General features: G+C 69.1%; 21 protein-coding genes. 16 read left to right on the top strand and 5 right to left on the bottom strand.

The window, feature by feature from the left end:
• Positions 1 to 520 precede the first annotated feature (520 nt).
• From ACIBTM_RS43930 to ACIBTM_RS43915, 4 genes are all read left to right on the top strand, one after another.
• Positions 521 to 3,133 carry a CHAT domain-containing protein gene (locus tag ACIBTM_RS43930; RefSeq protein ID WP_395883059.1) on the top strand — a complete coding sequence of 871 codons (2,613 nt, stop codon included), beginning with the start codon at positions 521 to 523 and terminating at the stop codon, positions 3,131 to 3,133.
• 237 nt (positions 3,134 to 3,370) lie between these two features.
• Positions 3,371 to 3,886 carry a lytic polysaccharide monooxygenase auxiliary activity family 9 protein gene (locus tag ACIBTM_RS43925; protein WP_360097590.1) on the top strand — a complete coding sequence of 172 codons (516 nt, stop codon included), beginning with the start codon at positions 3,371 to 3,373 and terminating at the stop codon, positions 3,884 to 3,886.
• A 76-nt stretch (positions 3,887 to 3,962) separates the two neighbouring features.
• Positions 3,963 to 4,904, top strand: a complete 942-nt coding sequence (locus ACIBTM_RS43920) for a DNA polymerase domain-containing protein (protein WP_395883058.1) — start codon at positions 3,963 to 3,965, stop codon at positions 4,902 to 4,904.
• Between the two features lie 72 nt (positions 4,905 to 4,976).
• Positions 4,977 to 6,131 (top strand): 4-hydroxybenzoate 3-monooxygenase, encoded by a 1,155-nt coding sequence (locus ACIBTM_RS43915; protein ID WP_395883057.1) that lies wholly within the window; start codon positions 4,977 to 4,979, stop codon positions 6,129 to 6,131.
• A 147-nt stretch (positions 6,132 to 6,278) separates the two neighbouring features.
• On the opposite strand, the gene ACIBTM_RS43910 is transcribed toward ACIBTM_RS43915, so the two are convergent.
• The 3 genes from ACIBTM_RS43910 to ACIBTM_RS43900 form a co-directional block, all read right to left on the bottom strand.
• A complete protein-coding gene (locus ACIBTM_RS43910) occupies positions 6,279 to 6,905 on the bottom strand; it encodes an AAA family ATPase (RefSeq protein ID WP_395883056.1) in 627 nt (208 codons plus the stop codon).
• 55 nt (positions 6,906 to 6,960) lie between these two features.
• Positions 6,961 to 7,626, bottom strand: a complete 666-nt coding sequence (locus ACIBTM_RS43905; RefSeq protein ID WP_395883055.1) for a DUF998 domain-containing protein — start codon at positions 7,624 to 7,626, stop codon at positions 6,961 to 6,963.
• 108 nt (positions 7,627 to 7,734) lie between these two features.
• A complete protein-coding gene (locus tag ACIBTM_RS43900) occupies positions 7,735 to 8,886 on the bottom strand; it encodes a beta-ketoacyl synthase N-terminal-like domain-containing protein (RefSeq protein ID WP_395883054.1) in 1,152 nt (383 codons plus the stop codon).
• Positions 8,887 to 9,275: 389 nt separating this feature from the next.
• Here ACIBTM_RS43900 and ACIBTM_RS43895 point away from each other — a divergent pair, with 389 nt between their 5' ends.
• The 4 genes from ACIBTM_RS43895 (at position 9,276) to ACIBTM_RS43880 (ending at position 13,577) form a co-directional block, all read left to right on the top strand.
• Positions 9,276 to 11,597 carry an EAL domain-containing protein gene (locus ACIBTM_RS43895; protein WP_395883053.1) on the top strand — a complete coding sequence of 774 codons (2,322 nt, stop codon included), beginning with the start codon at positions 9,276 to 9,278 and terminating at the stop codon, positions 11,595 to 11,597.
• 110 nt (positions 11,598 to 11,707) lie between these two features.
• Positions 11,708 to 12,289 (top strand): hypothetical protein, encoded by a 582-nt coding sequence (locus tag ACIBTM_RS43890; RefSeq protein WP_395883052.1) that lies wholly within the window; start codon positions 11,708 to 11,710, stop codon positions 12,287 to 12,289.
• Between the two features lie 360 nt (positions 12,290 to 12,649).
• Positions 12,650 to 13,213 carry a TetR/AcrR family transcriptional regulator gene (locus ACIBTM_RS43885; protein ID WP_395883051.1) on the top strand — a complete coding sequence of 188 codons (564 nt, stop codon included), beginning with the start codon at positions 12,650 to 12,652 and terminating at the stop codon, positions 13,211 to 13,213.
• Between the two features lies 1 nt (position 13,214).
• Entirely contained in the window at positions 13,215 to 13,577 is a 363-nt protein-coding gene (locus tag ACIBTM_RS43880) for a tautomerase family protein (protein WP_395883050.1), read from the top strand.
• On the opposite strand, the gene ACIBTM_RS43875 is transcribed toward ACIBTM_RS43880, so the two are convergent.
• The gene (locus ACIBTM_RS43875) at positions 13,578 to 14,273 is read right to left on the bottom strand and encodes a CDP-alcohol phosphatidyltransferase family protein (RefSeq protein ID WP_395883049.1); all 696 of its coding nucleotides are present in this window, start codon (positions 14,271 to 14,273) and stop codon (positions 13,578 to 13,580) included.
• Positions 14,274 to 14,333: 60 nt separating this feature from the next.
• Here ACIBTM_RS43875 and ACIBTM_RS43870 point away from each other — a divergent pair, with 60 nt between their 5' ends.
• Genes ACIBTM_RS43870 through ribA form a run of 5 tightly spaced genes read left to right on the top strand, consistent with a single transcriptional unit; the run spans position 14,334 to position 19,202 of the window.
• Positions 14,334 to 15,314, top strand: coding sequence for a zinc-binding alcohol dehydrogenase (locus tag ACIBTM_RS43870; RefSeq protein WP_395883048.1), 981 nt, complete (start codon positions 14,334 to 14,336; stop codon positions 15,312 to 15,314).
• Between the two features lie 21 nt (positions 15,315 to 15,335).
• Positions 15,336 to 15,734: a 6-carboxytetrahydropterin synthase gene (locus ACIBTM_RS43865; RefSeq protein WP_038518637.1), complete on the top strand. Its 399-nt coding sequence runs from the start codon at positions 15,336 to 15,338 to the stop codon at positions 15,732 to 15,734.
• Positions 15,731 to 16,798 carry a glycosyltransferase family 4 protein gene (locus tag ACIBTM_RS43860; RefSeq protein ID WP_395883047.1) on the top strand — a complete coding sequence of 356 codons (1,068 nt, stop codon included), beginning with the start codon at positions 15,731 to 15,733 and terminating at the stop codon, positions 16,796 to 16,798. The genes ACIBTM_RS43865 and ACIBTM_RS43860 overlap by 4 nt, the downstream gene beginning before the upstream one ends.
• A complete protein-coding gene (locus ACIBTM_RS43855; RefSeq protein WP_395883046.1) occupies positions 16,795 to 17,613 on the top strand; it encodes a methyltransferase domain-containing protein in 819 nt (272 codons plus the stop codon). Before ACIBTM_RS43860 ends, ACIBTM_RS43855 begins: the two co-directional genes overlap by 4 nt.
• Positions 17,610 to 19,202, top strand: a complete 1,593-nt coding sequence (ribA, locus tag ACIBTM_RS43850; RefSeq protein WP_395883045.1) for a GTP cyclohydrolase II — start codon at positions 17,610 to 17,612, stop codon at positions 19,200 to 19,202. The genes ACIBTM_RS43855 and ribA overlap by 4 nt, the downstream gene beginning before the upstream one ends.
• On the opposite strand, the gene ACIBTM_RS43845 is transcribed toward ribA, so the two are convergent.
• Positions 19,158 to 19,853, bottom strand: a complete 696-nt coding sequence (locus ACIBTM_RS43845) for a creatininase family protein (protein ID WP_395883044.1) — start codon at positions 19,851 to 19,853, stop codon at positions 19,158 to 19,160. The two genes, ribA and ACIBTM_RS43845, sit on opposite strands and share 45 nt — an antisense overlap.
• A gap of 18 nt (positions 19,854 to 19,871) precedes the next feature.
• On the opposite strand from ACIBTM_RS43845, the gene ACIBTM_RS43840 reads away from it, so the two are divergent.
• The 3 genes from ACIBTM_RS43840 to ACIBTM_RS43830 all read left to right on the top strand — a co-directional run bounded on the left by ACIBTM_RS43840 (position 19,872) and on the right by ACIBTM_RS43830 (position 22,626).
• Positions 19,872 to 20,660, top strand: coding sequence for an inositol monophosphatase family protein (locus ACIBTM_RS43840; RefSeq protein ID WP_395883043.1), 789 nt, complete (start codon positions 19,872 to 19,874; stop codon positions 20,658 to 20,660).
• A gap of 78 nt (positions 20,661 to 20,738) precedes the next feature.
• On the top strand, positions 20,739 to 21,833 hold the full coding sequence (locus tag ACIBTM_RS43835) for a glycosyltransferase family 4 protein (RefSeq protein WP_395883042.1): 1,095 nt from the start codon (positions 20,739 to 20,741) through the stop codon (positions 21,831 to 21,833).
• Between the two features lie 55 nt (positions 21,834 to 21,888).
• Positions 21,889 to 22,626 carry a GNAT family N-acetyltransferase gene (locus ACIBTM_RS43830; protein ID WP_395883041.1) on the top strand — a complete coding sequence of 246 codons (738 nt, stop codon included), beginning with the start codon at positions 21,889 to 21,891 and terminating at the stop codon, positions 22,624 to 22,626.
• The last annotated feature ends 5 nt before the right edge of the window (positions 22,627 to 22,631 follow it).

Raw genomic sequence — 22,631 nt, 5'->3', positions numbered from 1 at the left:
GCGCAGTGAAATGATCTTTCCTGGGCCGCTTCACGGACGTCGATACGACCATTGAGTGGAGATCGTGAGGTTTGCTAACCAGGCGTCGCCCTTTTGGGTGCCGCCGATAACTCAGTGTAGGTAAAAGCTCCCGATCACTGCTCCGTTGTGGCACTATTACCCCGTTCGCAGGAAGAGGGCCTGTGAACAGAGGGGGCGGCCGTAATGGGGCTGCCTGATACGACAAAAAAGATCATCAGGGGAGGAGATCGTCAAATGTCGACGCCTACGGACGTCAAGGACCCCATCGGCGAGGAGGAGCCGACCGACCCGGCTCAGCCCATGCCCGACCAGGGAGAACACCGGCACAGTCCCGATTGTGAGCACCAGAACGAACGGGTCCGGGACTGCCCTGGTGGATGCGCTCAAACACCGCCGCCCACTCCCTGAGCAATGCTCCTGGCTGAAGAAGTTCGCCCGTCACCCGGTTTCGAACCGGTGGCGGGCGACTCTCGGCTACGGAGTGTGCTGTCATAGATCAGTGGCGGTAACACAGCTCGATCAAATCGAGGTCATTCGCAAGGCGCGCGAACTCCAGCGCGCCGGTATCGATGCCGCGTGTTCGGCCCGTCAGCGCGAAGGAATCCTCCTGCTCCGCCGGGGTATGGCGTTGCTCGATTCCATCCATCCGGTCGCCGAACAGATGCGGCACGACTGGCTCGCCACCCGGATCCGGCTGGCTTCCAGTATCGCGACCGTGGGGTCGGAGACCAGCGGGGGCGTCGCTTCCGGTCTCGCCGGTCTGGACGACGTACGACTTTTGCTGAAAGCGGTGGACGAGCCCCGGCTCTACGCGGAATTACGCGGCCAGCTCGACCACAATTACGGACTCCTGCTCATGGCGGTCGGGCGGAACGAGGAAAGCACGGCGTATTTCGACTCGTCCCTGGCGCACAAAGAGGCCGCGCTCGCCATGGCGAAGGATCCCTCGACCTCGCTCGACCCTTACCTGGGCACGTTGACCACCCGGGGGCTCGCCTACACCAGGCTCGGCGACGTTCGCCGGGCGAGGCGAGATCTCGTCAGCGCCGTGGAACTCGCGGAACGGAACGGCCTGCGGGCGCAGGCCGCGGACGTCCGCCGCCCGCTGGGCACGCTCGAACTCCGGGTCGGGAACGTGCCCGCCGCGCTGCGGCTCTACGAGGAAAGCGAGCGGATCTATCGCTCGCTCGAGCTGGACATCCCGCCCCTGCTGAGGTGGGAGCGGGCCGAAGCGTTGTTGACCGCGGGCCTGGCCGAAGAGGCCGGAGCCCATCTCGACGAGATCCTGCCGGTGATGCTGGAACAGCGGAGTATCACCAGGGATCTGGGCGGGGTGGAGTTGTTCCGCGCGTCCGCGGCGCTGATGACCGATGATCTGGAGCTCGCGCGAACGTACGCCGCTTCGGCCCGGCGTCGTACGCTGCGCTGGGGCTGCCAGACCTGTGTCGCCAACGCGACCATCGTCGGCCTCCGAGCCGACGTGCAGGAAGCCTTGCGCACCAACGAAATCCCGTCCACCCTGACGTCGCGTGCGCTGCGCGCGGCGAACGGGATGCCGATGCCGCGGCTCGCCGATCAGGCCGCGCTGGCGCGGATGCTGGCCATCCGGGTCGAGCTGCGGAAGGGTAAACGCAAGCGCGCCGCCGAGCTGCTCACGCGGATTCCGCAGCCAGGGCGGTTGACTTCCGTCGATTATCGGATGTTGCGCAGGCTTTGCCGCGCGGAACTCGCGGTGGCCGAGGGGAACAAGACCAAGGCGCTGGCGGAGATCCGGGCCGGGCTCACCGAACTCGACCGCGTCCGCGACCGGATGGGCGGCATCGAGCTGGTGTCCGGCACGGCGCTGCACGGCAGGGAGCTGGCGGATCTGGCCGTCAAAATCGTGCTGGAGCGGGCTGACGCGGCCCGGTTGTTCGGCTGGACGGAGCGGACCCGGGCGCAAAGTTACCGGTACGAACCAGTTGTCGCGGCCGATCCGGAGCTCGCCGAGCGGGTCGGGGAGGTCCGAGGGCTCGATCAGGCGATCCACCAGGCGCAGCACGAGGGACATTCGACGGCGGCCTTGCGGGCGAAGCACGCCGAGCGGTTGCGCGAGGCGCATCGGCTCGGGTGGCATACGGGTCGCTGGGGCAGGCCACGGCCGGTCGCGCGGCTCGCGGAGGTCGCCGAAGAGCTGGGCGAACGCGCGCTGGTGAGTTTCGCGTCGTCGGGGGACGACCTGGTGGCGATGGTCGTCGTCGACGGGCGGTGCGAGCTGGTGCGGCTCGGTTCGGCCGCACGGGCGGCGGAGTCCGCGCGGATGCTGAACGTCGACCTCGACGCGCTCGCCCCGGATCAGCTGCCGGCGCCCCTGGTCCAATCGGTGCTCGGTTCGGCGCGGAAACAGGCCGAACGGCTGGACGCCCAGCTGATCCGGCCGCTCGAAGCGCTGCTCGGGGATCGTGGCCTGATCGTCGTGCCGACCGGCCCGTTGTTCGCGGTCCCGTGGGGAGTGCTGCCGGCGCTGCGGTCGCGGCCGATCGTCGTCGCCCCGTCGGCGACGGCCTGGCTGGGGGCGGCGCGGTCGACGGTGTCCTCCGCGCGGAAGGTCGTTCTCGTCCGTGGCCCCGGCCTCGTCGGGACCCGCGGCGAGCTGGACAAACTCGCCGTGCACTACCGGACCGCGCATACGCTGGCCGGCGCCGAGGCGACCGTGTCGTCGGTTTTGCGGGCGCTGGACGGGGCGAAGCTCGCGCATATCGCCGCGCACGGCGCGCACGAGCCCGAGAACGCCTTGTTCTCCCGGCTGGAATTGGCCGACGGCGCGCTTTTCGCGCACGAGATGGCCGGGCTGGCGCAGCCGCCGTCACAGGTCGTCTTCGCGGCGTGCGAACTGGCGCTGAACCGGATCCGGCCCGGGGACGAGGTACTCGGTTTCGCCAGCGCGTTGCTCGCGAGCGGTTCGCGCACGGTGATCGCGCCGTTGAGCCGAGTCGGTGACGAGGCCGCGGCGGCCGCGATGGACGATTACCACCGCGGACTCGCGGGCGGAGCCGGACCGGCGACCGCCTTGGCGGACACCATCGCCGTTGATCCGTTCCGGCGACCGTTCGTCTGTTTGGGTGCGGGCTGATCGTCCGGCTTGACAACCCCTGTTCGATCTTCACGACTCCAAGTGCCCGGTTGGTTACTCTTGACCGAGTCGTCTGAACCAATTATGGTCTAGACCACATTCGCCCGCTCGGCGCTTCGGCGGATGAGTCCCAACCTTCAGTGGTTTTCGCCCGCCACGACCCAGGAACCCCTCGACTCGACGGACGGGTTCGCCGATCGGGCCGTCGGCGGGTGCAGAGATGGGAAAGGGGTAGGCATGAGCTTCAAACGACGGCTTTTGACCCTGGCGGCCGGTGCGGCCATGGTGCCGGCGGCCCTGGTCGCGATCCCGGCGGGCACGGCCAGCGCGCACGGCTACGTTTCCTCGCCCGCGAGCAGGCAGGCGCAATGCGCCCAGAACACCGTTTCCTGTGGCTCCATCAAATGGGAGCCGCAAAGTGTCGAAGGCCCCAAGGGTCTCATGAGCTGCAACGGCGGTGTCGGCCGTTTCGCGGACCTCAACGATGACAGCAAGGGCTGGAAGGTGCATTCCCTCGGCCGTACCACCACGTTCCGGTGGACGCTGACGGCTCGCCACCGCACCAGCACTTGGGAGTACTTCGTCGATGGCGCCAAGGTCGCCAGCTTCAACGACGGCGGCGCGCAGCCGGGCGCCACGGTCACCCACAGCGTCAACCTGCAGCAGAGCGGGCGGCACAAGATCCTCGCCCGCTGGAACGTTTACGACACGGCGAACGCGTTCTACGCCTGCATCGACGCCAACATCGGTTAATGGCCGGGCTCGTGAGTGGTAATGACGGTTCCCGCGGTCATTACCACTCACGAGGCTTTTGTGTCAGGCTCGTCCCATGTGCGAACGGGACGGCGTCAAGCTGACCAATCTCGACCAGCCCTTGTTCGAGGGCGCGACCAAACGCGATCTGGTGGACTATCTGGACGCCGTCGCGGACCGTTTCGTACCGGTGCTGGCGAACAGGCCGCTTTCGGTGATCCGCATCCTGCGCGGCCAAGACCCGTTCATGCAGAAGAATCTGCCCAAGTACACGCCCGACTGGGTGAAGCGATACGGCATCTGGGCGGAGACGTCGAAGCGGCAGGTGTCGTACGCGCTCTGCGACGACCGGCGCACGCTGCTGTGGTTCGCGAACCAGCGCGCCGTCGAATATCACCCGACGTTGATGACCACGGACGCCGACGCGGGGCCGACCCATCTCGTGCTGGATCTGGATCCGCCCGCCGGCGACGATTTCGCGCATGTCGTGAAGGCCGCGGTGCTGGTGCGCCAGGCGCTCGCCGAGTCCGGGCTCGCCGGGACGGTGAAGACCAGCGGTTCCAAGGGAGTGCACATCTTCGTCCCGCTGGTGCCGGGACAAGGCTTCGAAGACGTCGCGGCGGCGACCCGCGCGCTCGCCGCCCGCGCGGAGCGGCTCGATCCGTCGGTCGCGACCACCGCGTACATCGTGGAAGACCGCGAGGGCAGGGTGTACCTCGATTCGACGCGGGCGGGCGGCAACACGGTCGCGGCGGCGTACAGCCCGCGGCTGCGGCCGGGGCTGACGGTGTCCTTCCCCGTGGCCTGGGACGACCTCGAAAACGTGGTTCCGGCCGATTTCACCGTGTACACGGCGCCCGATCTGCTGGGCGGCAAGGATCCGTGGGCCGACTCGATGCCGGAGCCGCAGACCTTGCCTGCCGACCTCGTCGAACAGGGGCACACGATCCCGATCGCGCGGGTCGTGGCGATGCACGAAGGGAAACGCCGGGCGAGGGCGCGCGACCGGAAGGACTGAACGCCCACGGCGTCACGGCGTTTTGTGTACCTTGGACCGCGCTGGGGGCGGGCGAAGGTACTGGGGGCTTTCGTGGGAAAGATCGATGCCGACGTGGTGATCGTGGGGGCCGGTCCGGCGGGGCTCGTGCTGGGGAACCTGTTGCGGGCCGCCGGGATCGACTGCTTGATCCTCGAACGGCAAAGCCGTGAGCATGTCGAAAACCGGGCGAGGGCGGGTTTTCTCGCCGCGAACAGTGTCCGCGTGCTCACCGAGAACGGGCTCGCCGCCGGGTTGATCGAGAAGGGCGCGAGGCACGACACCTGCGCCTTCCGCAATGATCAGGCCGAATTCGAGCTCGACTACAGCGAACTCGGGAACGGTGAAGTGCACACCGTTTACCCGCAACAATTCCTGGTCACCGACCTGATCGCGGAATTCCTCGCCCGCGGCGGGGAGATCAGGTTCGGCACCGAGGTCTCGTCGGTGTCGGGGATGGACGCGACGGTCATCGCCGATGATCTTCTGTTGCGTGCCAAGTACATCGCCGGCTGCGACGGCAGGCGCGGGGTGTCACTGAGATCCGTCCCCGCGCGGGTCTTCCGGCGGGACCACGACATCTCGTGGCTCGCGATCCTCGCCGAGGCGCCACCGAGCATGTCCGCGATCGGCTACGCGATCCACGAACGGGGATTCGCCGGGCATATGGCGAGAACGCCGACGGTGACGCGCTATTACCTCGAAGTCCCGCGGGGTGAGGATCCGGAGAGCTGGGGAGACGACCGGATCTGGGACGAACTGCACGTGCGGATGCGCTCCGACCGCTACGGCGAACTCAAACGCGGCGCCATCATCGAGCGCCGGATCGTGGACATGGCCTCGCGCGTGATGGACACGATCCAGCGGGGGAATCTGTACCTCGCGGGCGACGCGGCGAGCCTCATCAGTCCCGCCGCGGCGAAGGGCGCGAATCTCGCGCTGATGGAGGCCGAGATCCTCGCGCACGCGTTGATCGAAGCCCATACCGAGAGCGACACGACGGCGCTCGATCGCTACTCCGCCGACTGCCTGCCGCGGATCTGGCGTGCGCAGGAATTCTCGCTCTGGATGATCAATCTTCTGCACGGCCCGGCCGGATACGACGACGAGGCCGTCTTCCAGCGGGCGCTGCGGGACGCGCGGCTGGAGAGCCTGCGGGTTTCCCGTGCGCACCAAGACTTCTTCGCCGAAAACTACGTGGGTATCTGAACCGGATGCTCGTCGCTTCCGTATTCCGATGGAGAGGACTTCGCGGAGTGGAAAGGACGAACGACGATGCCGGTACGCATCCGCTGGACGCCGTTGAACCCGCACCCGAACCGTCCCGGCCCCGCGGACGAACCCGAGCCGGAACCGCTAGCCCGCGCGGACTGTGTGTGTTGCGGGGCGCTCGACGCGGAGGAGCCGGACGTCGCCTGAGCGGTGTCTCCCCGGCTCCTCCTCGGTGACGAAACGCAGCGCCCCGGTGACCTCGCGGGTCACCATCCGCGCGCTGTGCCAGCCCGCCGGGACCCAGCCTTCACGCAGGGCACGGCGTACCTTCTCGGCCCTTTTGACGTGGCGGGCGAACGAATGCCGCCGGATGACACGCCCGCGCGCGACTTGGCCCGCGCGGGCGTCCTCCGGGGTCGCGTCGAGCCACAGCAACCGGACCGGGCGGCGGCTGAGCAGGCCGAGCAGGGCCAGCAGGCCGCGGGTCGTGGCCCGGGTCGACGGTTCGTGCACGACGAGCGGGCCGCCGTCCGCCAGCGCGGACCGGACGACCCGCGCGCGATGCCATCCGTGGACCAGCGGCCGGTAGAACCGGTACGGCAGCGCGGGCGGCAGCCGTTCACGCAGCCGCGCACGGACCTGGTCGGAATCGAGCACCGGTAGCGCGCCGGTCGCCGCCCGGGACAGCAGGGTGGTCTTGCCCGCCCCGGGAATCCCCGCCACCACCAGCAGGTCGCGGTGGCCGAGCCGAAATGCGATGCGATCGGTCATACGGCCTCAACGACCCGGCCGATGACAAAGGTTCCTTTACCTTGATCGGCACAGGTCAGGCCGTCACACGCGTTCCCGGCAGCGCGGTCTTGTCCGGCAGGAGCGTCCCGCCCTTGGTGAGCCATGCGACACCGAACGCGAGGATCGCGATCGACTCCAGCCACAGCGCCGGATACAGGTCCTTGGTCAGGTCGTCGAACACCAGGCCGCAGAGCACGATCAACGCCAGGCAGACCAGCATGAGCACGCCCGACGCGACGTACAGGCGGTTCCGTTCGGGTTTGCGGGCGCCGGGGATCTCCTTGTCCGACTTGGTGAACAGCACGATGCAGAAGAACGCCAAGGTGAGGAAGAAGACCGCGGCGAAGCCGAGGTGCAGCAGCCCGATGATCTCGTCCGCGCGGTCGCCGTTCGCCGGGGTCGTGGGGAAGAGCGCCACCCCGACGGCGGCCACCGCCGCGATATTCCCGGCGATGTCGTCGACCCGGCCGTAACCCCGATAGGACAACAGGAAGACGCCGATGGCGCACATCACGCCGACCCAGACGTCACGCATTCCCGAGTAGTAGTAACCGCTGATCGAGTTGAGCAGGCCGCCACCGTCGACGACCATCTTCCCGAAGACCAGCACGAAGGGCAGTCCGATCCCGAGAAAACCGATGGCGCGCCGCAAGAACAGGTAGTTGTGGACGAGATTGTCGGATGCCGTTCGCGGGCTCATGGTCGCCTCCGTGCTCAGTGCTTTCCGCTACTGGGAAGTATCGACCATCCGAGCACGGGAAATGACAGCTCGTGACGACGTTGAGACCGTGTGTTATCGAATTGCTCGCTAGGCGGTTTCCAGCACGACAGCCGCGACGTAACCGCCCATCCCGATCGACGTCTTGACGGTGAGCCCGCCTTCCGGCCGGGACGGTCCGTCCATCAGCTGCGGATGCCCGTCCGCCACCGGTTTCGGCGCCGGGACCAGATCCCGCTCGGCCGCGAGGCAGATCGTCGCGATCTCGGTCAGCGCGCTGCCCGACTGGCTGTGCCCGGTCAGCGGTTTGATCGAGTAGATCTCGGTCTCCCGCGGGAAGACCGCTTCGAGGATCTGGGATTCCGTGCGGTGGCAGAGTTTCGTGCCCGTCCCGTGCGCGTTGAGGTAGCGGACGTCCGGCGGTGTGGCGGCCGCGTTCTCCAGTGCGCTGGTCACCGCCTCCATCGCGTTCGTCGAATCGGGGTCGAGCGCCATCGCGTTGTGCGCTTCGTGCGTCATCGCGCCGCCTCGCAGCGTCGCGTACGAGTCGGTCTTCCGCTGGGTCAGCACCACCGCGACCGCGGCCTCGGAGAAGGTGAAACCCTTTGTGCCCTCTTGGAAAGGACGGCAGGCCTCAAGCGGGGGCACGTCGGTGATCGCCACCCCGCAGTGCACGAAGTTGCGCACCATCGGCCTGGTCGCGGACAGGTCGGTGGTGACCACGACGACGTCGTCGGCCATGTCCGCGTCCAGCCACATCTTCGCGGTGAGCACGGCGGCGCTGCCGGTCGCGCACATCGCGGACGTGGCCATCGAGGGGCCGTGGAAGCCGAACTCCGACATCAGCGTGGCGATCGGGGTCGAGGGCATCATGCCGATGAACTCGCGCCGGTACATGAGCTGCTCGCCGAGTTCGGTGAGCCGGTCCCAGGTGCGCAGGTCCTCGCGGACGCCGCCGGAGATGACCCCGACCCGGCGTCCCGGCGTCCAGCCCCGCGCGCCGGCGTCTTCGATCGCCTCCCGTGCCGCGGCGAGCAGGGCGCGGGCGTGCAGGCTGCCGTCCCTCGCGCTGCCGCCCTCGGGGACGTGCGCGACCCAGCCGGGCAGATCCGGGGTCTCGCCGAAGCCTTCGGTGAATTGGGCGCAGGGGACGCCGCTCGCCAGGCCCTGCCACAGTGATTCGCGCCCCCAGCCGTAGGCGGTTACGGCGCCGATGCCGCAGATGTCTGTTTTGCTCCGCACGTGTTTCCCTTCAACTACATTCAGTCAACGCTGGGGTGGAATAGCCGCACCGATCAGCTGTCCGGGGAGGACGGCTACGTCGATTTAGTGATCTAATCGGAAGCTACATCAGTCGAGTAGGGGGTTTGGATCAGATGGATCCTGACGATCTCGACGGTGGGACTCCCGACACCCACCGGCCCTCGGATCAGGATTCCTCGCCAGCGAACGGCACCGCGACCCGCACGGTGGGAAAACCCGACCGGCACGCGTCGCTCGTCCGTCTGTTGACCGAGTTGTCCACCGAGAGGGATCGGCGCGGCGAACCCGCGCTCGCCTTTCTCGGTCAGGGGTACCGCCTTTTGGAGCAACATTCCGACAGCGGGACTTTGGGAACGCAATATCTCACGATGGTGGAGGCGAGTCCGTACGGGATCTGCGTCCATCAGCGGGGCAAAGTCGTGTTCGTGAACTCGGCCACCATGCGGTTCGTCGGCGCGAAGGTGTCGACCGAGATCATCGGGATGCACATCACGGATCTGGTCGACGAGGGCTCGCAGGACGCGCTGCTGGCGCGGATCGGTTCGCTGGACTCGCCCGGCTCGTTCAGTGAACCGACCGAGATGACCCTGCGGACCCTCCAGGGCCGCGGTGTCGCCGTCGAATCCCAGGCGGTGCTCACCACCTGGGAGGGCAAACCCGCGTACCAGGTGATCATGCGCGACCTGACCACGCAGAAGGCGGCCGAGGCGGGCCTGCGGTTCCAGGCGGCGCTGGTCGGCCACGCGAGCGACGCGATCATCGCGACCTCGCCCGACGGGCTGGTGACGAGCTGGAACCCGGCGGCCGAGGCGGTCTACGGGCACGACCTCGACCACGTCATCGGCGCCCCGGTGGCCGAGGTCGTCGGCGCGCCGATGAGCCCGCGGCAGGTCGTCGCGGCGGGCGGTGTCGTGCAGGCGACGCATTACAGCGCCGACGGCACGGCGCTGGCGGTGCGGGTCTCCGCGGCCGAGATGTTCGACGGGTACGTGCTGCTGTGCGCCGACGAGACCGCGCAACGCCGGGCCGAGGCCGAATTCGCCACCGTCGTCGAGACGCTCGACGAAGGAGTTCTGCTGGTCGGCCCCAGTGGACGGATCGAGCTGGCGAACTCCGCGGCGCACCGGATCGCCGGGGTGCCTCCGGGTTCCCTGGTCGGCCTGGAGAGCCGGACGATGCGGCTGCACGACGAGCAAGGCGTCCCGATACCCGTCGACGATCTGCCCTCCGCGCGCGTGCGCCGGTCCGGGAAGGTCGAGACCGGGCGGGTCGTGCAGGTGCGGCGGCGCGACGGCGCGCACCGGTGGCTTTCGCTGACCTCCGGTCCGCTGATGGCGCCCGGCCAGAGCGTGCCCTCGGTGCTGACGTCCTTCGCCGACATCACCGAACGCCGGGCGATCAGCGAGCGGCTGGCCTACGAGGCCACCCACGATCCGCTGACCAGGCTCGCGAACCGCACGTACGCGCTGAACCACCTGCGCCGGACGATCGCCGACCCGGCGCGGACGGCCACCGTGATGTTCATCGACCTCGACAAGTTCAAGATCATCAACGATTCGCTCGGTCATACCGTCGGTGACCAGGTGCTGCGCATCATCGGCGACCGGCTGCGGGCCGCCGCCGGGCCTTCGGACCTGGTCGGACGGCTCGGCGGGGACGAGTTCCTGGTCATCACCACCGGTTATACCGAAGCCGCCGAGGTACGCGCGCTGGCCGACCATCTCCAGCGCCGGCTCGCCGAATCGCTCACCGTGCACGGCCGAGAACTGCATATCAATACGAGCATTGGAATAGTGATCGCCGAACCGGGCGATACGCGCGTTGCCGACGAATTGCTGGAAGACGCCGATTTGGCGATGTATCAGGCGAAAACGTTCGGCCCCGGCCGTTACGCGTTCTATGCGCCGATCATGCGGAAACGCGTGCGGGACCGTTTCGCGCTGGAACAGGATCTGCGGAACGCCGTCGCGGAAGGGCTGGTCAAGACCGTTTATCAGCCCGTCGTCGATTTGCGGACCGGCGACATGGTCGCGGTGAAGGCGAAGTCCTGTTGGGACCATCCCGTCCGTGGGCCGATCGATCCGGCGGAATTGGCCGAGCTCGCCGACGACGGCGATCTTTTGACGGTCATCGGGGCGGAGGTTCTCGCCAAGGCCGCCCGCGAGATCTCTCGATGGCGTGCCGATCATGGTGTGCACTGTAATGTGAATGTGAGCCTTTCGGTCCGCCAACTGGGCGATCCCACGTTGCTGCAAGTGGTTCAGACAACGCTGGAGGGAGCGGGCCTCGGGCCGCAGGATCTGAGCCTCGACGTCGACGAGACGGCGCTGAAGGACGCGGCCGACGCCGTCGACGCGCTGCGGAAGACCGGGGTGCGGGTGACCGCGGAACGATTCGGCGCCGGGTACTCCTCGCTCGCCCAGCTGTGCAGGCTCGATCTGAACGTGATCGAGATCGACCGGTCGTTCGTGGCCGACCTCGGGAAGTCGAGCGACGCCGAACCGATCGTCGCCGGGATCATGGCGATGGCGCACGCCGTCGACCTCGTGGTCGTCGCGGAAGGGGTCGAGACCGCGCGGCAGCTGGAGGTCCTCCACGACCTCGGCTGCGATTGGGCGAAGGGGCCGTTGGTGGCGCCTCCGGGCCGGGTCGAAGACCTGAAGTCCGCATACGAACACGTTGTGCGGTGAACCGGGCGCTCGCCGCGTACGTGGTCCCGGGTGAGAGCCGCTGACGGGACCAAAGCCTCCTGTTCATCCGGTTCTTCCCGGCGCAGGCTTACCGGTGAAGGAGGTCCGTCGTGTCGCTTGTGTACTTGTGGCGCCGGATCCACCTCGGCCGGAATCCGCTCGCTCGCGGCTCGGACCGGGTCGAGGCGGTGATCCTCGTCTTCTGCGTCCTGATCGCGCTGCTCGGTGTGCCGCTGGCCGCGGCGGCCGGCTCGGAGGCCTACGCGACCATGATGGCGCGGTCGGCTGTCGAGATGGCTTCGCGTCACTCGACGACCGCCTTCCTGCTCGAAGACGCGCCGCCGGCGCGCGTCGGCGTCGATGGGACGCCTTCCGCGGAGACCGCTCAGGTGGCGGCTCGCTGGGTACTGCCGGACGGGGGCCTTCAGGAGGCGCCCGTCACCGCCGATCTCGGCGCTTCGGCGGGGGACGCGGTGACCGTGTGGCTGGACGAGTCCGGCGCCGTCGTCGGGCCGCCGGTGATGCCGATGGACGCGACCAGTACGGGGATCGGTGTCGGCGTGGGCGTGTGGCTGAGCGCGGTGACACTGCTGGTGGCGGGGTATCTGCTCGCTCGGCAGCTGCTGAACCGGGCGCGGTGGGCGGCTTGGGACCGGGAGTGGGAGCGGTTCGGGCAGGACTCGCGTTCTTGAGGTTTTGGCGCGTTTAGTCGGCTAAGTGCGGCATTGGGTGCCAGGGAAGGCGTGAAGGTCGAGTTTCCTCGGCTGAGCCGAGTGATGGAGGCCTTCACGCGCGCTGGCTGTGAGATCTGAGGTCACTGAGGTGCATGTGGCGATCTTGCGGTCCGTGAAGGCCTCCTTCCCTACTTTGAGGGTAGGGAAGGAGGCCTTCACGGACTGGTGGTCATCGTGGAGCGCGGGCGGTGGGCGTTTAGTTGGCTAAGTGCGGCATTGGGTGCCTGACCTGCGGGGAAGCGCCAAAGTGGTAGCAAAGGTCCCTTGCTCCCACGGGCGTGGCTTGTCTCTGTACCTACTAGTATGTACGGTCAGGACGTGGACAAGAGGGAACAGCTCATCGAGAGCACTCGCGAGCTCCTGTGGGAACGCGGCTACGTCGGTACCAGCCCGAAGGCGATCCAGGAGCGCTCCGGCGCCGGCCAGGGCAGCATGTACCACCACTTCCAGGGCAAGTCCGAACTCGCGCTCGCCGCGATCGCCCGCAGCGCCGACGATCTGCGCGCCAGGGCGGAGGCCGAGTTCTCCGGGCCCGGCTCGGTCGTCGAGCGCGTCACCGTCTACCTGCGCCGCGAACGCGCGGTGCTCAAGGGCTGCCCGGTCGGCAGGCTCGCCCAGGATCCCGACGTGATGGCCGACGCGGATCTGCGAAAGCCGGTCGAGGAGTTCTTCGGCTGGCTCACCGGCCGTCTCGCCGAGCTGCTCGACGAGGGCCGCGCGGCCGGTGAACTCGACGCCGCGCTGGACCCGCTCGCCACGGCGACCGCGCTGGTCGCCGTGCTGCAGGGCGGGTACATCCTCGCCCGCGCCGCCGGCTCCCCGGACGTGTTCGCGAAAGCCGTCGACGGCGCTCTCGGCCTGCTTGCCACCAAGGAGAACTGACATGCCCTTCGTCCGTATCGACACCGTCGGGACCGACAAGCTCGAAGCCCTCGGCAACGCCGTCCACGACGCGCTGGTCGAGACGCTCGGCATCCCGGCCGACGACCGCTTCCAGGTCCTCAACGGCCAGAGCACCCTGAAATACGACGACTACCTGGGGATCCATCGCGACGAGGGGGTCGTGTTCATCGGGATCACCATGCGGCAGGGGCGCACCGACGAGCAGAAGAAGTCGCTGTACCGGCGGATCGCGGAGCTCACCGAGGAGTACGCGGGGACCGAGCCGAGGAACGTGCTCGTCACGATCACCGAGAACAACCCCGTCGACTGGTCGATCGGGAACGGCGAAGCGCAGTACGCGTGATCACGCGGGAGCGGCGGCGAAGGCGTGCTGCTCCAGCAGCCACCACGTGTCGCGCCCGAACGACCAGGTCAGCAGTGCCAGCGCGCCCAACGTGACCATGAAACCCGCCCAGAGCGGCAGGACCGTCGAGGCCACCACGACCAGCGCGATGCCCTGGACCGCCGCGACCGTCTTGCGCGCCATGCTCGGCGGAAGCGGCGCGTTCAGCCATGGCCACAGCCTGCCCGCCACGACGAAGACGTAGCGCATCGCGCCGATCGTGAGCACCCACGGGCCCAGCGACTGCGCGACGACCACGCTCAGGATCAGGATCAGATACGCGTCGACCTCCATGTCGAACCGCGCGCCCAGCGGTGACGCCGTTCCGGTGCGGCGGGCGACCTGGCCGTCGACGGCGTCCAGGGCGAGCGCGACCGACGCGATGACGACCATCGCGACGATCTCCCGGCCCGCGGTGTCGACGACGAGCGCGGTCACGCAGCCGACCAGCCCGGACCGGGCGAGCGTGACGGCGTCGGCGGGGCCGAGGGAGCGCGCGGTGCTCCGGTTCAGGCCGTAGGTCAGGAATCCGCCCACGGCGAGGCCGTAGGCCGCTCCGGCGAGCCAGCCCAGCGGGCCCAGTCCGGTGAGGGCGTCCAGTGTCCCCAGCAACGCCAGCTGGACGAGGACCCCCAGGAAAACTCCGGGGTTGATCACGAGGCCTCCTCGTTATGGTGGCGGTGACCCCGCTTCCAGGGTCCGGCATGAGAGGACACGATGGAACGCGCCTTCTGGTTCAGTGGTTCCGGCGACGGTGAGCTCAGGCCCGTCACGCTCCCTCCGGTCGGCGACGACGAAGTGCTGGTCCGCACCCTGTACACGGGCGTGAGCCGCGGCACCGAGACACTCGTCTTCCGCGGCGAGGTCCCATCGAGTCAACGTGCGGCCATGCGCGCGCCGTTCCAGGAAGGCGACTTCCCGGGTCCCGTGAAATACGGATACCTCAATGTCGGCTTGGTCGAACGCGGCCCGGACGACCTCGTCGGGCAGGTCGTCTTCTGCCTCTATCCCCATCAGACGCGCTATGTCGTCCCGGCGTCCGCCGTCACGCCGGTGCCGCGCGAAGTGCCGCCGGAGCGCGCGATCCTCGCGGGGACGATCGAGACCGCGGCCAACGCCGTCTGGGACGCGTCGCCGAAACTCGGCGACCGGATCGCCGTGGTCGGTGCCGGGATGGTCGGCAGCAGCGTCGCGAAACTGCTGGCCGGTTTCCCCGGTGCCAGGGTGCAGCTGATCGACGTCGACCCGGAGCGCGCGAAGATCGCCGAAGCGCTCGGTGTCGATTTCTCGACACCGGAGGACGCGTTGGGCGACTGCGACCTCGTCGTGCACGCCAGCGCGAGCGAAGCGGGGCTCGCCCGGTCGCTGGAGCTGCTCGCGCCGGAGGGCGAGGTCATCGAGCTGAGCTGGTACGGCGATCGCCGGGTCAGCGTCCCGCTCGGCGAGAACTTCCATTCGCGACGGCTGACGATCCGCAGCAGCCAGGTCGGCATGGTCTCGCCGTCCCGTCGCCTCAACCGGACCTACGCCGACCGCTTGGCGCTCGCTTTGCGTCTTCTGGCCGATCCGGGATTCGAAGTGCTGGTCAGCGGGGAATGTCAGTTCCGTGAACTACCGGACGTCTTGCCGCGTCTGGCCGCGAATGAACCAGGAACGCTCTGCCTCCGTGTCACCTATCAGATGGAGGACACGCGTTAAGGGTTCGACCCGGGAGGTCCGTTGTTCAGTATCACCGTCCGCGACCACGTCATGGTGGCCCACAGCTTCCGCGGCGAGGTCTTCGGCCCAGCGCAGCGGCTGCACGGCGCGACCTTCCTGGTGGACGCGACGTTCCGCCGGTCCGAACTGGACGCCGACAACATCGTCGTCGACATCGGCAAGGCGACCGAAGAGCTCAAAGCGGTGCTCGCCGACCTGAACTACCGCAACCTCGACGACGTGCCCGAGTTCGCCGGGATCAACACCTCGACCGAGTTTCTCGCCAAGGTCATCGCGGACCGGCTCGCCGGCCGCGTCCACGCGGGAGCGCTCGGCGAAGGCGCGCGGGGCCTCGAAGGGCTCACCGTCTCGCTGCACGAATCCCACGTCGCGTGGGCGAGCTACGAGCGTGCCCTGTGAGCGGCCTCCACGTCGTCCTGCCCAACGACATCGACGACTTGAGCGCGCCCAGCGGCGGCAACGTCTACGACAGGCGGTTGTGCGACGGCCTCGCCGACGAAGGGGTGGCGGTCCACGAGATCCCCGTGCGCGGGAACTGGCCGTGCCCCGACAGTGAGGCGCGCAAGGTGCTGGCGCGCAAACTCGCCGAACTGCCCGACGGTGCCACGGTCCTGCTCGACGGGCTGGTCGCCTGCGGGGTGCCGGAGGTGGTCGTCCCGGCGGCTCAGCGGCTCGCGATCGCGGTTTTGGTGCATCTGCCGCTGGCCGACGAAACGGGGCTTTCGCCTTCGCTCGCCGCCGAACTGGACCGGCTGGAGCGGGAGACGCTCGGCGCGGTCGACGCCGTGGTCGCGACCAGCGACTGGGCGGCGCGACGGCTGATCGGGCACCACGGGCTCGCCCCGCACCGCGTGCACGTGGTGCCGCCCGGGGTCGACAGGGCCGAAGTCGCGTCCGGGAGCCTAGGCGGGACGCATCTGGTCTGCGTCGCCAACGTGACGCCGCGCAAGGGACAAGGCCTGCTCGCGGACGCCTTGAAGTCGCTCAAGGATCTCCCGTGGAGCTGTGAGTGCGTCGGCGCGATCCGACGCGAAACCCGCTACGTCGAACGCCTGCGGCGACACACACTCGGCGACCGGTTCGCCCTCACCGGCCCCCGGTCCGGCGAAGCGCTCGAAGCGACGTACGCGGCGGCAGACCTTCTCGTGCTCCCTTCGCGCGCGGAGACCTACGGCATGGTCGTCACCGAGGCGCTCGCGCATGGCATCCCGGTGCTCGCGACCGCCGTCGACGCCCTGCCGGACACGCTCGGCCAGGCGCCCGACGGCAGTGTGCCCGGGCTGCTCGTCCCCGGTGAGGACGTCAACGCGCTGGCCGCGGCCCTCCGCCGCTGGCTCACCGAACCCGAACTGCGTGACCGCCTTCGCGCCTCGGCACGCCTGCGCCGCGAGACGCTGACCGGCTGGGACGAGACGGCCCGCGGCGTCGCCGCCGTACTGCTGAGCGAACGGACGGCGGCATGACCAAGTACGCCCCCAGCTGGCTCCAGCTGCGTGAAGACGCCGACGCCGCCGCTCGCGCGACCGAGCTGATCGAGCCGGTACGCGCGTTCCTGCACGGGCGGGACGAGGTCGTCATCCGGGATCTCGGCTGTGGCACCGGCTCGCTCGGCCGCTGGCTGGCCAGGCGGCTGCCCGGCCGCCAGCGCTGGATCCTGCACGACCGCGACCCGGACCTGCTCACCCACGCGCTGGCCCGCACGAGCCGTCCGGACCACGCTTTGGACGGAGGCGAAGTCACCGTCGTCACCGAACAGCGTGACATCACCGAGTTACGCGTGGCGGACCTCGCCGGGACCTCGCTCGTGGCGGCGTCGGCGCTGCTCGACCTGCTCACCGCCGAGGAGATGTCCCGGCTGGCGGAGGCGTGCGTCGAGGCGCGCTGCGCGGTCCTGTTCACGCTGAGCGTTTCGGGCCGGGTCGTGCTGTCGCCCAAGGACAAGTTCGACATCGAGATCTCCGACGCCTTCAACGCGCACCAGCGCCGGGTGACCGACGGCCGGTGGCTGCTCGGACCGGACGCGGTGGACGTCGCCTTCGGGGTTTTCGAACGCCTCGGCGCCACCGTGCGGCGCGCCCCGAGCCCCTGGCGGCTCGGGGCGGACCAGGCCGCGCTGACCGCGGAATGGCTCACCGGCTGGGTCGGCGCCGCTTGCGAACAGCGCCCGGAACTCGCGCCGGACGGCGAGGCCTACCTGCGGTGGCGGCTCGCGCAATGCGCGGCAGGCGAGCTGAACGCGGTGATCCAGCACGAAGATCTCCTGGTGGTGCCCGCGTGAAGCGGTTCTGGCCGTGGCTTCGGATCCTCGGCGCGCTCGCCATCCTCGGGGTGCTCGTCCGGCAGCTGGGCACCGGCGCGTTCCTCGAAGGCCTGCGCGAGGTCGACGCGGGCGGGATCGCCGCCGCGCTCGGGATCGGTTTCGCCACCACGGTTTTGAGTGCCTGCCGCTGGCGCCTGGTCGCGCGGCGGCTGAGTCTCAAGCTCTCGCTGGGGAGCGCCGTCGGCGAGTACTACCGCGCGTTGTTCCTCAACGGTGTCCTGCCGGCAGGTGTCCTCGGCGACGTCAACCGCGCCGTGCAGCACGGGCGCGAAGCCGGTGACGTCCCGCGCGGCGTCCGCGCGGTGGTGCTGGAGCGCACGGCCGGGCAGATCGTGGTGATCGGCGCTTCGGTCGCCGTCGTGCTCGGCGCGCCTTCCGTGGTGCCGCCGCCGATCGATCGCGTGGTGACGGTCGCCGGGATCGCGGTGGTCGTGCTCGCGCTCGCGGCCGTCGTCACCGGGATGACGGCCGGGAAGCGGTGGATCCACAGTGGATCGAAATGGCGCCGCGGGTTCGCCGTCTCCCTCGCCGACGTCCGGCTCGGCCTGCTGACCAAGGAGACCTGGCCCGCGGTCGGCCTGCTTTCGGTCGCCACCCTGGCCGGGCATCTCGCCCTGTTCGTCGTCGCCGCGCGCGCCGCGGGTGTCACCGCGCCGGTCGGTGACCTGCTGCCGCTGATGATCCTCGCCCTGCTCGCGATGGGGCTGCCGCTGAACATCGGCGGATGGGGCCCGCGCGAAGGCGTTTGCGCGCTGCTCTTCGGCGCGGCGGGCCTCGGCTCGGCGCAGGGCGTCACCGTGGCCGTCGTCTACGGCGTGCTCGCGCTCGTTTCCAGCCTTCCCGGTGCGGGTGTCCTGCTCGCGCGTTCTGTCAAGAGTCACCGAACAGACAGGAGTAGCCCGATGTCCGTCGAGAGGGTCGTGGAGACCAGACTGCCCACCCGTTACGGCGTTTTCCGCGCGTATGGGTATCTGGACGCCGACGGCACCGAACAGATGGCGTTGGTGCACGGCGACGTCGCGACCTCCGGCACGCTGGCGCGGGTCCATTCGGAATGTCTCACCGGCGACGTGTTCAGCTCGATGCACTGCGAATGCGGCGACCAGCTGGCCGCCGCGCTGCGGGCGATCGTCGACGAGGGCGCCGGAGTCCTCGTGTACGCCCAGGGACACGAAGGACGCGGAATCGGCCTGCTCGCGAAGCTGAAGGCGATGCGGCTGCAGGACGAAGGACTCGACACCGTCGAGGCGAACATCGCGCTCGGGCTACCGGTGGACGCCCGCGACTACCGCGCCGCGGCGGAGATCCTGAACGATCTCGGCGTGCGGTCGGTGCGGCTGCTGTCCAACAACCCGGCGAAGGTCGACCAGCTGGAACGGCACGGCGTGCGGATCAGCGAGCGCGTGCCACTGCTGGTCACGCCGAACGACGAGAACCTGCGGTACCTGCGGACCAAACAGGAACGGATGCACCACTTCCTGCCGCATCTGGACCTGATCGAGTCAGCCGAGCGCGGCCAGAGTGTCCCCGAAGCTCTCCACCAGTGACGCCAGCACCAGCCGTCCCTTCTCCGCCGTCGCCAGCGAAGGCCGCCCGACCACCCCGGATTCCGCATACGGGCGCAGGCCCACCGTCAGCAGGTGCCGCCGGTCGTCGGCGAGGTGGTCCGCCTCCGTGAAACCGGGCCGGACCAGCGAAGGATGCGCGTGCAGCAACAGGGAGGTCTCCAGCTCACCGGCGTGCATGTCGCTGTCCAGCGACGTCTCGAGCCCGGCCGCGTCGTGTGCGGCCTGCCAGCCTTCGACGCCGGGGAAGAGCGCCATCGGTGACGTCGACTCCTGGACCACGTTCGACAGCACGTAGTTGCCGCCGTGCGCGTTCACCAGTACCAGTTTCGGGACGCCGGAACGGCGCAGCGAGGCGGCGACGTCGTTCACCACGGCGTACAGCGTCGCGGCGGAGATGCTGACCGTGCCCGCCCAATCCGCGTGCTCGTGGGAGCAGCCGATCGTGATCGGCGGGAGCCGCAGGACCGGATACGCCGCGGCGATGGCGTCCGCGATCGTCGTCGCGATCACCGCGTCGGTGGCGAGCGGGAGATGCGCGCCGTGCTGTTCGAAACTGCCGACGGGCAGCACCGCGACCTCGGCGCCGCGGGCGCTTTCGTCGGCCGTCGTGGCCGTCGGGAACAGGTTCACCCGGGCTACGGTACCCATATGACCGACCACGCCGCATTGCTGTCCGTGGCCCGCGAGGCCGTCGCCAAGGCCACCGGGATCATCCGCTCGATGACGTCGTTTTCCGTTGCCGCCAAAGGCGATCGCGACATGGTGACGGACGTCGACCTCGCCGTCGAGGACGCCGTCCGCGAGTTCCTGGCGCGCGAGACGCCGGAGATCGGCATCCTCGGCGAGGAGCGCGGGCATGAGGGGAACGAAGACCTGTGGTGGGCGCTCGACCCCGTCGACGGCACGGCGAACTTCGCGCGCGGAATCCCGCTGTGCGGTGTTTCGCTCGGGCTCGTCGACGGTCTGAAGAGCACGGTCGCGGCGATCTCCCTGCCGTTCCTCGACGTCACCTACACCGCTGTGGAGGGGCAGGGCGCGTACGCGGGCGAAGAGCGTCTTGCGGCATCGAAAGCGACAGAACTGTCCGACGCGATCGTGAGTATCGGCGACTTCGCGGTCGGGGAGGGCGCCGAGGTCAAGAACCAAGTTCGGATGGCGTTGCTGGCGGAGCTCGGCGGACGTGTGCAGCGGGTCCGCTTCCTCGGTTCCGCGGCGATCGACCTGGCCTGGGTCGCGGACGGCAAACTCGACGCGAGCGTCATCCTTTCCAACAAACCGTGGGACACGATGGCGGGTGTCCTGCTGGTGCGCGAGGCCGGGGGAGTGGTCGTCGACACCGACGGCGGCGATCACACGGTGCGTTCGGAGGCCACCATCGCGGTCGGGGCCGGGCTGCGTGACGAGCTCGTCGCCGCGATCGCGCGCGTGCACCGCTGAAGTTTGTCGCCCCGGAAATGAACCGGACGGGCCTCGTATCCGTGTCTCCTGATAAGGCGCCCGCATCTGGAGGTAACCGTGTTCACCTCGAATGTCCGCGTGACCGAACCGGTCGTCTTCGTCCTGCCGGGCGAAACCGAGGACATCAGCGGTGAATACGACCGCCGGATGTGCCAGAACCTCCCGGCCACCGGCCTCCCGCTGCTGGAACTGCCGATCGCCGGGGAATGGCCGATGCCGGGGCCGCTGTCGCGGTCGAGACTGGCCCGTTCGCTCGCCGCGCTGCCCGACGACACCGTCGTCCTGATCGACGGCACGGTCGCCTGCGGGGTCCCGGAGATCGTCGTCCCGCACGCGCGGCGGCTCCGGCTGGCGGTACTGGTCCACCGGCCGCTCGCCGACGATCCCGCGCTCGACCCGGCGCAGGCCGCCGAACTCGACGCCTGCGAACGGGAGACCCTGCGGCTGACGGGGATGATCGTCGCGACCGGGCCGTGGCTCGCGCGGCAGCTGATCGACCGGCACGACCTCGACCCGGCCCGCGTCTACGTCGCGACACCCGGTACGGACGCGGCGCCGCTCGCCGCCGGGGCCGACGGCGTCTCGCGGCTGCTGTGTCTCGCGCCCATGACCGCGCGCCACGGCCAGGACGTGCTCATCCGGGCGCTCTCTCTGGTCGACGAACTGGCGTTCAAATGCGTGTTCGCCGGCGCGACGCACCACGATCCCGCGTACGTCGACGAACTGCGCTGGACGGTCGAGCGGCTCGGGCTCGGTTCGCGGATCAGCCTCATCCAGCCGCCGGACGACCTCGACCTGGTCTACGACGGCGCGGACCTGCTCGTCCTGCCCGCCCGAGGCGGCACGTCCGGACTGGTCGTCGCCGAGGCGCTGGCTCGCGGGATCCCCGTGGTGACAACGGAAACCGCGGGCGCACACGACGCGCTCGGCACCGCGCCCGGTGGCGGCGTCCCCGGGATGCTGGTGCCGCCGAACAACCCTTCGGCGCTCGCGGCGGCGTTGCTGCGCTGGTCGCTCGACGCGGAACTCCGTCATTCCCTGCGGACGTCGGCGCTCGCGCGCAGCAGCGTCCTCGAAGAATGGGACGTCGCCGCGGGCAGGCTCACCGACGTCCTCTCCCGGTTGCAAGCGGCGCCGCGTCAGCCTGTTTGAGCATCGCCCGGAAGCAGCTATCGGGAAAGATCACCGGCTCGGTTGACTGGGCGGCATGCGAATCGTCGATCTTGCGTCCCGTCCCGATCTCCTCGATGCCGCGCTGAATCTCGGCGATGTCGGCGGTGAGTTCATCTACGCCGGGTTCAGCGGCAAGATGATCACTCCGGAGCGCTTCCTGCGCCACTGGTCCCGGTACTTCCTGATCGCGCTGGACGACGACGGCGAGCCGATCGCGCGCGCCTTGTCGGTCCCGCTGACCTATCCGGCCGAAGACCGCCACGAGCTGCCGTCGCACGGCTGGGACGAGGCGATCCAGTGGGCCGCGCAAGACCTCATGGACGGTCGCGCGCCGGACACCCTCTGCGCCCTCGAAGTCGTTGTGGCGCCACGAATGCGCGGGACCGGTCTGTCCACGCCGATGCTCAAGGCACTGAAGGCGCGCGCGGCCGAGACGGGGCTGAAGCGGCTGATCGTCTCCGTGCGCCCGATCGGCAAGGAGGACGAACCCGACGTCCTCATGGCGGACTACGCCGTCCGGCGGCGTGAGGACGGGCTGCTCGCCGACCGCTGGCTGCGCACCCACGAACGGCTCGGCGCGCGGATGATCAAGGTGTGCCCGTTCGCGGTGACCGTTTCGGGCTCGATCGCGGACTGGAAGGAGTGGAGCGGCGTCGACCTCGTCGACGGCGACAACGTGATCCCCGGCGGGATCGCGCCGGTGCATGCGAACGTCGAGCGGGACTGCGGGGTTTACGTGGAGGCGAACGTTTGGATGGAGCACCCGTTCTGATCGGC

Origin of the sequence: Amycolatopsis sp. NPDC049868, assembly GCF_044461365.1 — a bacterium.
Lineage (GTDB): Bacteria > Actinomycetota > Actinomycetes > Mycobacteriales > Pseudonocardiaceae > Amycolatopsis.
Note: the sequence above shows the minus strand (reverse complement) of the source record. Positions and strands in the feature narration are given on the sequence as shown.